The sequence below is a fragment of the Pedomonas sp. genome, from assembly GCF_036515995.1.
In the GTDB taxonomy this organism is placed as follows: domain Bacteria; phylum Pseudomonadota; class Alphaproteobacteria; order Sphingomonadales; family Sphingomonadaceae; genus Pedomonas.
Genome location: NZ_DATBUP010000158.1, coordinates 1 through 9371, shown reverse-complemented (window position 1 = coordinate 9371; position 9371 = coordinate 1). Strand labels below are relative to the sequence as shown.

The 9371-nt window shown below is 62.3% G+C and carries 9 protein-coding genes; 7 read left to right on the top strand and 2 right to left on the bottom strand.

The features are described 5' to 3' along the window. The first annotated feature begins 215 nt into the window (after positions 1–215). The 4 genes from xth to VIG90_RS12075 all read left to right on the top strand — a co-directional run bounded on the left by xth (position 216) and on the right by VIG90_RS12075 (position 3590). The gene (gene xth, locus VIG90_RS12090) at positions 216–1010 is read left to right on the top strand and encodes an exodeoxyribonuclease III (protein WP_331593775.1); all 795 of its coding nucleotides are present in this window, start codon (positions 216–218) and stop codon (positions 1008–1010) included. Further along, positions 1004–2098, top strand: coding sequence for a GTP cyclohydrolase II (gene ribA, locus VIG90_RS12085; protein WP_331593774.1), 1095 nt, complete (start codon positions 1004–1006; stop codon positions 2096–2098). Before xth ends, ribA begins: the two co-directional genes overlap by 7 nt. 127 nt (positions 2099–2225) lie before the next feature. Beyond that, complete coding sequence (locus VIG90_RS12080) at positions 2226–2993, top strand: hypothetical protein (protein ID WP_331593773.1); 768 nt, start codon at positions 2226–2228, stop codon at positions 2991–2993. Between the two features lie 72 nt (positions 2994–3065). Beyond that, positions 3066–3590, top strand: a complete 525-nt coding sequence (locus tag VIG90_RS12075) for a L,D-transpeptidase family protein (RefSeq protein ID WP_331593772.1) — start codon at positions 3066–3068, stop codon at positions 3588–3590. Positions 3591–3729: 139 nt separating this feature from the next. Here VIG90_RS12075 and VIG90_RS12070 read toward each other — a convergent pair whose 3' ends face one another. Further along, positions 3730–4410, bottom strand: a complete 681-nt coding sequence (locus VIG90_RS12070; protein WP_331593771.1) for a YggS family pyridoxal phosphate-dependent enzyme — start codon at positions 4408–4410, stop codon at positions 3730–3732. A gap of 77 nt (positions 4411–4487) precedes the next feature. On the opposite strand from VIG90_RS12070, the gene VIG90_RS12065 reads away from it, so the two are divergent. After that, a complete protein-coding gene (locus tag VIG90_RS12065; RefSeq protein WP_331593770.1) occupies positions 4488–5057 on the top strand; it encodes a thiamine phosphate synthase in 570 nt (189 codons plus the stop codon). Positions 5058–5662: 605 nt separating this feature from the next. On the opposite strand, the gene VIG90_RS12060 is transcribed toward VIG90_RS12065, so the two are convergent. Then, the gene (locus tag VIG90_RS12060; RefSeq protein ID WP_331593769.1) at positions 5663–6418 is read right to left on the bottom strand and encodes a porin; all 756 of its coding nucleotides are present in this window, start codon (positions 6416–6418) and stop codon (positions 5663–5665) included. Between the two features lie 227 nt (positions 6419–6645). Between VIG90_RS12060 and VIG90_RS12055 the strand changes: the two genes are divergently transcribed. Together VIG90_RS12055 and leuS are read left to right on the top strand one after the other, a co-directional pair. Next, complete coding sequence (locus tag VIG90_RS12055; RefSeq protein WP_331593768.1) at positions 6646–7086, top strand: DUF3576 domain-containing protein; 441 nt, start codon at positions 6646–6648, stop codon at positions 7084–7086. Between the two features lie 87 nt (positions 7087–7173). Then, a partial coding sequence (gene leuS, locus VIG90_RS12050) for a leucine--tRNA ligase (RefSeq protein WP_331593767.1) occupies positions 7174–9371 on the top strand: 2198 nt, incomplete at its 3' end.

Here is a 9371-nt window from a genome sequence, read left to right as displayed (position 1 = left end):
ATCCTATTTCTGATGTGCAGCGGCAACTCCTACCGTCGGGATTTGCCCCCTGTTGCCCGACACAGCCGCTGCTTGCGTGACGAGCGCAGTCCGGACCCCGCCTCCTGCCCCCGAGGCGGGGTCCTTCTCGTTTTTGACAGGGTCGCATCAGCAGTGCGCCTGCGACGCTGTGAATATCTTGTCCACGGGGGCGGCGTGGCTTAGTACAAGCGCAAATGGCTGTTACTCTTCGCATCGCTTCCTGGAATATCAATTCCGTCCGCGCCCGTCTGGATCTGGTGACCCGTTTCCTGCGCGAACACGCGCCAGATGTTCTCTGCCTTCAGGAAACCAAAGCCTCCAACGGGGATTTTCCCGCCGCCTTCTTTGCCGAGCTTGGCTATACGCACCAGCAGTTGCGCGGCCAGCGGATGCACCATGGCGTTGCCATCCTCTCCCGCGTTCAGCTGGACGATGCCCAGAGCCATGATTGGCAGGGCAACGACGAAGCGCGCCACGTGGGGGCGACGCTGCCGGGCGGCATCCGGCTCGAGAACGTGTACATTCCGGCCGGCGGCGACATTCCCGACGCGGCGCTGAACCCCAAGTTCGGCCAGAAGCTCGCCTTCTACGACCGCATGACCAGTTGGTCAGAGAAGCTGAAGCAGCCCACCATTCTGCTTGGCGATTTCAACATCGCCCCGCTACCCTGCGACGTGTGGAGCCACAAGCACATGCTGAAGGTGGTGAGCCACACGCCGATGGAAGTGGAGAAGATGGAGCAGCTTCAGCAAAGCCACGGCTGGGTGGACCTGGGCCGCGTGGCGATGCCCGCGCCGGAGCGCCAGTTCACCTGGTGGAGCTACCGTGCCAAGGACTGGCGCGAGAGCGACCGCGGGCTGCGGCTGGACCACATCTGGCTCTCGCCCGATCTGGCGGAAACCAATATCAGCTACAAGGTGCTGGAAGACATCCGGGGCTGGGAAAAGCCTTCGGATCACGCACCGCTCATTGCGGACTTCACATGGTAAGCCCCGCCGCCCTTCTGTCCGTTGATCGGGCGGTGGATGAGCTGCGTCGCGGCCGCCCGGTTGTGGTGGCGGACGGCGCAAACCGCATTGCGGTGATGGCGCTGGACCTGGCCTCTGCCGACAGCCTCGCTGCCTTCGAACAGGAGGCGGGAAACCACGCCGACCTGCTCATCAGCGGACGCCGGGCACAGGTGCTCAAGATCACCAGCGATGCGCGCGCTGCCGGGCATCAGGTGGTGATGATCGAGCGCGAGGCGCGGGCCGATCTGGGCTTTTTGCTGTCAGTCGCCGATCCGGTGGAAGATCTGGCGGTGCCGCTCAAGGGGCCGTTCCGCCCGTTGCCGATGGGCGCGCATGAAACTGCGGGGCAGGCCGCCATCGAGCTGGCCAAGGCCGCCCGGCTGCTGCCCGCCTGCCTTACCGTGCTGGACCCTGCGATACCGGAGGACTGGGCACAGGCCGAGGCGGGGGACATTCTGGGCTATGCGGAAGCCCGCGCGGCCCGCCTGAAGATTGTGGCGCAGGCCAAGGTGCCGCTGGAAGATGCGGAGAACGCCAAGATCGTTGCCTTCCGGGCTGACGACGGCGCGCTGGAGCATCTGGCCATCGTGATCGGCGAGCCGAACCGGCACGAACCGGTGCTCTCTCGCCTGCATTCGGAATGCTTTACCGGCGACCTGCTCGCCTCCCTCAAGTGCGACTGCGGGCCCCAGCTGCGCGGCGCGCTCAAGGCGATTGCCGAGCATGGCTCGGGTATCCTGCTCTATCTGGCGCAGGAAGGGCGGGGCATCGGGCTGATCAACAAGCTGCGCGCGTACTCATTGCAGGATCAGGGCTTCGACACGGTGGACGCCAACCACCGCCTCGGCTTCGAGACGGATGAGCGCGCCTTCTGGCCCGCCGCGCGCATGCTGACGCTGCTGGGCTTCAGCTCCGTGCGGCTGATGACCAACAACCCCCAGAAGGTGGCAGGGCTTGAAGCCTGCGGCATTCGTGTGGTGGAGCGGGTGGAGCACCAGTTCCCGTCCAACCCGCACAACGTGGGTTACCTCAGGACCAAGAAGGAACGCACGGGGCACTTACTGTAGGGCATCGTTACGCCTTAGGGCGGCAATCCCTGCCGGGCCGGGCGGTTTCATCTGAACCAAGGCATTGATATAAATAGATATTATTTCTGGCACAGGTCTTGCTGGTGTCTGGGTGGAGGATTGCGCCATGCCAAGCACCAATGTGAATGCCCTGCTTCCCTTTGTGGACCGCAGCAACAGCTCGACCATCAGGGTTGAAGGCAAGGCCCAGCGGGAAAGTACATCCGTATTCGGGGAAGTACTGGATACGGTGAACCCGCTTCAGCATGTGCCGGGTGTCTCTCAGGCGTATCGCGCCGTCACCAAGGACAAGATATCCGAAGGCGCCAAGCTCGCCGGTCATATCGGCCTTGGCGCTGCGGTCGGCGGGCCTGTGGGTGCCGCCATCGGCGCGGGCGTGTTCCTGATCGAGAGCGTGTTCGGCGCGATCTTTGGCGGCGGCAAGAAGGGCGGCGAACAGCTGGTACAGGCCGAGAATGTGAAATCCGGCCCCACCGTGCTGGCAAACGAGCAGGCCATTCATCCCGGAAAGATGCGCGGCCGAGAGGCTGTCCTTCCGATGCAGGCGCAAGGCCTGCCTGCCGCTCATTCTAGGCAGGCGGCACAGCCCCAGCGTGCGGCCGCGGCTCCCGCCGCGCCCTCACTCGGCACGGCCCCGGTGGACATGAGTTCCGCCCAGTTCGCCGCGCTGCTAGGCGCATTCGGCGGTAGCGCACCGGCCGCCGCAGTGCCTTCCGGCCGGGAGGACGACAGGGCACGGAGCGCTGGGGCCGCAACCCAGGCCCCTCAATCTGCAGGGATTTCCCCCGCCATGAGCGGCGTGGACTTCGCCAATCGCATGGCCGCCAACCTGGACAAGCTTGACGCACTGAAGCGCGGCGGGGGTTCGCAGTAAGGCGAACCTTGGGCCTGTGGGCAAACGGCGCTATGCTGACCGCTTTCCGCGCAAGGAAGGCTGATTTTGCCCATGGTTGACCGTCTGATCGTTGAAACCGGCACCGGCATTCTGAAGTGGGGCAGCCAGTCCACGCCCTGCGCCATCGGCAAGGGCGGTGCGAAACCGGACACCGACAAGCGGGAAGGGGACGGCGCAACGCCGCTTGGTACCTATCCGCTGCGCTGGGTCTACTACCGCCCGGACCGGGTGGCACCACCGCAGACCACCCTGCCGATGCGTGGCATCAGCCGACAGGACGGCTGGTGCGATGACGCAGACCATCCCGCCTATAACAGCGCGGTGCGCCTTCCCTTCGATGCCAGTGCAGAAACCCTGTGGCGGGAGGACGGGCTGTACGATTTCATTGTCGTGCTGGGCCACAACGATGCGCCAGCGCGGGCCGGCCTCGGCAGTGCCATCTTCCTGCACTGCTGCAAGTATGATGATACCGGCGCGATGAAGCCGACGCTGGGGTGCGTCGCTGTTCCACGTGAAACACTCGTAACGATCTTACGGGGATGCACGCCCCAGACGGTAATCGAAATCCGGGAATAGGACCTGGGGGTAAGGGCAGCACAAGCGAACCTGTGATCCTGAACAGAAAAGGGCCGCGCCCTTTTTCTCGGACACGGCCCTTTCCAGCAAAATGGCAGGTTGCCAGGAGGGTTAAGACCCTCCTGCAAAAACTCTAAACTCAGCGGGTGCCGAAGAGCGCGGTGCCAACGCGGATCTCGGTTGCGCCCAGCGAGACGGCGGTTTCGAAGTCGCTGGACATACCCATGCTGAGGCGCGGAAGACCGTGGCGCTTGGCCAGCTTGGCGAGCAGCCCGAAGTAGGGCGAGGGCTCCTTGTCGGCCGGGGGCACGCACATGAGGCCGACCACCGGCAGGTTCAGGCTTTGGGCTTCCTCCAGCAGTGCGGGCAGGGCCTCAAGGGCGACACCGCCTTTCTGCTCTTCCTCACCGATGTTTACCTGAATGAAGCAGCTTGGGCGCTTGCCGGTTTTGTCCATGGCCTTGGCCAGCGCCTGCACGAGCGAGGAGCGGTCAACGCTGTGGATGGCATCGAACAGCTCAACCGCGTCTTCCGCCTTGTTGGACTGAAGCTGGCCGACGAGGTGAAGCTCAACGTCAGGGTAGTTTTCCTTCAGCGCCGGCCACTTGCCCTGCGCTTCCTGCACCCGGTTCTCACCGAACAGACGCTGCCCGGCTTCCAGCAGCGGCTCGATGGCTTCCGGCCCGAAGGTCTTGGACACGGCGATGAGCCGGGCCTGACCGGGCGCGCGGTCGACCAGGCGCGCGGCCTTGTCCATCCGGCTGTGAATGTCACGGAGCCGCTGGGCGGCGTCTGAAAGGGGTGTATCGGTGGTGTTCATGGCCTTGCGGTGTATAAAGAGTAAAACCCGGGACGCCAATGACTTCCAGACTTCCCAGAGCTTCCAGACGTGACGTCTTGCCCCGCCGCTGGTTCCTGACCGATGCCCGCCTGGGCGATAGGGTCTGGACGGTGCTGGCCGGGCTTCCGCAGGACGTAGGGGTGATTGTGCGGGTGAAAGACCCGAAGCGGGACAGGCGGCTTGCCCTCCACCTGATCAGGGCATGCCGCAAGCACGGGCTGACGGTGCTGCTGGCCGGGCCGGTCGCGCTGGCGTTGGAGTTGAAGGCGGATGGTGCACACCTGCCGGAAGCGCAGGCCCGGCGCGGCAGTAACAGACGGCCCCGCAAACAGTTTTATCTGACCGCCGCCGCCCACAGCCGGCCCGCGCTGATCCGCGCCGCGCGGCTTGGCGTGAATGGCGCTTTCCTCTCTCCGGTGTTTCCTACCCGCAGCCACCCCAATGCGCGCACCCTCGGCCCGCTGCGCTTCGGCCTGCTGAAACAGGGCGTGCCCGTGCCGGTGCTGGCGCTTGGCGGCGTGGATGAGGTTTCAGCGAAACGCCTCGCGCCGCTACGGCCTTACGGCTGGGGCGCGATCGATGCGTGGCTAACAAATACTTTTACAAAAATAATTAGAAGTAACTAATGTTGAATAGAAAGACATTTCGGCTTGTAGACCAAATAAAATTATGAAAACATGATTGTAGCGCCAATAGTTTTAATTTGCTTTATTAAATAATACATTAATTTAAATATTAACATTCCTTCGGGTCCAATTGTGCACTGCACATATCGGGCAGCATCTCGGAAGCAATGGCATCGATTTAATAAAAATTCAATTAAATTGAATATCCCGCTTTTTCGGGGAGAGAAATCAAAATATTAATATATTAAATTACCTTTTATTCAACAATGTCTTAACAAGACATTGGGATTAGTATTTCCAGAAAAGATCTGATTTATTCATGAATCTTAATGGGTATTTTATGACAAAATACTTTTTTAGAATTATCATAATTAGCATTACTATTGGGATAAGCGTATACGGATGTAGTGTAATTCAAAATAATGAAACAATACAGCAGTCAGGCGGCATCAATATTAATATATATGCGACACCACCGGCTCAGAATTCAAACTAAAGCCTAAAGAATCTCAGGTGCTGATCAAAATATGTGGCATCTGGCATATGGGCCAGATGCCACATTTGTCCTGTATCAGAAGGAAAATATCAGCTTCAGATAATAGATTTTAGAACTTCAGGTGCGTACCGACGTAGACCGAACCGCTGGCCTGATCGCCCTCGCGGCTGCGCATATCCGAGCCCGGCGTGAGCACCTGATACTTGACGCCGCCGGTCAGGCTGAGGCGCGGGGTCAGGAGATAGGCACCGCCCAGCTCCACGCTGTAGCTCTTGTCCAGCCCCAGAGCGGTGGACGGCGTGTCGTTGTCGTACTTCTCGCCAGCGACCTGAAGGGTCGTCTTCCAGTCCTTGCCGCGATAGGACAGACCCACGTCCACACCCTCGGCATTGCTGCTGAGCGGACGGGTGTCCTCAAGGCGGGAATAACCGGCCTCGACCGAGAAGCCCTTGTAGCCCACCGCGACGCCAACGTTGTAGCCGGAGACGTCAATGGAGCTGACGGCCTTCTCGATATCCTTGTCCACGATATTGAGCGAGCGGGTGGTGATGCCGACGCTGAGCGCCTTGCGATCATTGACCTTGCCCGACGGCGTGAACAGGAAGGTTCGCTCCGCGGTCTTGGTCTTCGCCTTGCTGGCGGACCGCAGCGGAGCAACGACCGAGCGGGCCGACTGCTTGTTATCCAGAAGCGCGGGTGTCATTGCACCCGGACCGCGCGCGTTGAGCGTGGTGCCGTTGCCGCTTTCACGGAAATAGAGGTACCCTGAGTTGGAGTCCGCATTCTGGCGCGCAGGCTCGGATGCAGCTGCCGCGGGGGCCGCCATCATCAGAGCTACCGTCAGAAGTCGCGAAAACGTCGTCATTGTCCCTGTGCCCGTATTTACACTTTATATGACCGGAGACTCGTTCATTTTCCAGTCATTCTTCCCCATACCCAAGCGTAACGCGGCGAATGAGGCAGGACTGTGGCGACGAATCCACAAAACTTATGCGAAGATTGACGTGACGGGCCTTGGCCCGCCCGTTCCCGAATGTCTATAAGAGTTCGGTTTTCGCGGGGACTGGGTCCCAGAGTCGAATGGGGAATTCTATGAAACTGCTCGTGCAGATTGGCTTGGGTTTGGGCGTGGCGATTACTCTGGCGGCCTGCGGCGGCGGAAAGCATCCGGCTCCGGCAAAGTTGCCGCCCGCGAAGATGACGACGCTTGGGGTCAACACCTACCTCTGGCGCGCCACCGTGGACGTGCTGTCGTTCATGCCGACCCAGCAGGTGGACGCCAACACCGGCGTTCTGCTCACCGACTGGAAGGTGAACCCGAAGGCTCCGAACGAGCGGATGAAGGTTTCCGCCTACGTGCTGGACCGTGACCTGCGCGCCGACGCCCTGAAGGTGGCCGTGCAGCGCCAGGTGAACCAAAACGGCACCTGGGTGGATGCTCCGGTTCAGGCCGGCACCGTTCAGAAGCTTGAAGATGCCATTCTCACCCGCGCCCGCCAGATCCGGCAGGGCTCGGTGGGTTCGGCCGGCTAGAATATTCGTTGGTCGCACTTTCTTATCCACAGGGTGTATCACTCTGTCCGAAAGCTGCTCTAACTCTACAAGAACTGTTTTAGGTCCATGACTCGTTACAATTCGAAGGCCGCGGAGGCCAAATGGCAGCGCATCTGGGAAGAGCGTAAGACTTTCCATGCGCAAGACCAGTCCGGCAAGCCGAAGGCCTATGTGCTGGAGATGTTCCCGTATCCGTCCGGGCGCATCCACATCGGCCACGTGCGCAACTACACCATGGGCGACGTGATCGCCCGGTTCCGTCGCGCGCAGGGCTATGAAGTGCTGCACCCCATGGGCTGGGACGCCTTCGGCATGCCCGCCGAGAACGCCGCGTTCGAGCGCAAGGTGCATCCGGCGAGCTGGACCTACAGCAACATCGCCACCATGCGCGACCAGCTGAAGCTGCTGGGCTTCGCCATCGACTGGTCGCGCGAGTTCGCCACCTGCGATCCGGAATACTACGGGCAGGAACAGGCCCTGTTCCTCGACCTGTACAACGCCGGGCTGGTGTACCGGAAGGAAAGCTGGGTCAACTGGGACCCGGTGGACCACACGGTTCTGGCCAACGAGCAGGTGATCGACGGCCGGGGCTGGCGCTCCGGCGCGCTGGTTGAGCGCCGCAAGCTGAGCCAGTGGTTCTTCAAGATCACCGACTTCTCCGAAGACCTGCTGGAGGGCCTCAAGGGCCTCGACCAGTGGCCGGAGAAGGTGCGCCTGATGCAGGAAAACTGGATCGGCAAGTCCACGGGTCTCAAGTTCCGCTTCGAGCTGGCACAGCCCGCGCCGCAGCCGAGCGTCGAGGTGTTCACCACCCGGCCCGACACCATGTTCGGCGCCAGCTTCTGCGCCATTGCCATCGACCACCCGCTGGCCGAAGCCGTGGTTCGCAACAACCCGGACGCCGCCGCGTTCGTGGCCGAGTGCCGCAAGTCCGGCACCGCGACGGCCGACATCGAAACCGGCGAGAAGCTGGGCTTCGACACCGGCTTCAAGGTCAAGCACCCGCTGGACCCGAGCTGGGAACTGCCGGTCTACATCGCCAATTTCGTGCTGATGGAATACGGGACCGGTGCCATCTTCGGCTGCCCGGCGCACGACCAGCGCGATCTGGACTTTGCCCGCAAGTACGGCCTGCCGGTCACCCCGGTCGTGGTGCCGACGGATGCGGATGCCGCCACCTTCACGGTAGGCGACGAGGCTTACGTCGGCCCGGGCCGTCTGGCCAACTCCCGCTTCCTTGACGGACTGGACGTGGACGCGGCCAAGAAGGCCGTGATCGACCGCGCCGAGAGCGAGGGCTGGGGCCAGGGCACCACCACCTACCGCCTGCGCGACTGGGGCGTCTCCCGTCAGCGCTACTGGGGTACGCCGATCCCGATCATCCACTGCGAGGCCTGCGGCCCGGTTGGCGTGCCGACCGATCAGCTGCCGGTGAAGCTGCCGGAAGACGTGACCTTCGACGTGCCGGGCAACCCGCTGGACCGCCACCCCACCTGGAAGCACGTGAACTGCCCCTCGTGCGGCAAGCCCGCCGTGCGCGAGACGGACACGCTCGACACCTTCGTTGATTCCAGCTGGTACTTCGTGCGCTTCGCCAGCCAGCCGGCCGACAAGCCGTTCGACAAGGACACCGCCAACTGGTGGATGCCGGTCGACCAGTACATCGGCGGCATCGAGCACGCGATCCTTCACCTGCTGTACAGCCGCTTCTTCACCCGCGCGCTGCACAAGGTGGGCCGGATCGACTTCACCGAGCCGTTCAAGGGCCTGTTCACGCAGGGCATGGTCACCCACGAGACCTACAAGGCGCTCGACGGCCGCTGGCTGGAGCCGGGTCAGGTGGAGCGTCGCGACGACGGCGTGTTCGAGACCGAAACCGGCCTTGCCGTGACGGTCGGCCGCTCGGAGAAGATGAGCAAGTCGAAGAAGAACACGGTCGACCCGACCGTGATCGTGGACCAGTTCGGCGCGGACGCCGTGCGCTGGTTCATGCTCTCCGACAGCCCGCCCGAGCGCGACCTGCCGTGGAGCGAATCCGGAATCGAAGGCGCATGGCGCTTCGTCCAGCGGCTGTGGCGGATGACCAGCGAGGTGCAGCCGGGCGAAGGGCGCGATGCGGCGCTCGACCGAAAGCTGCACCAGACGATCGCCAGCGTGGCGGCCAATATCGAGGCTTTGGCATTCAACAAGGCGGTCGCCAATATCTACGAGCTCGCCAATGCGATCGAGAAGGCGCCGGTCTCGGCCAGCCGCAGCGAGGCGCT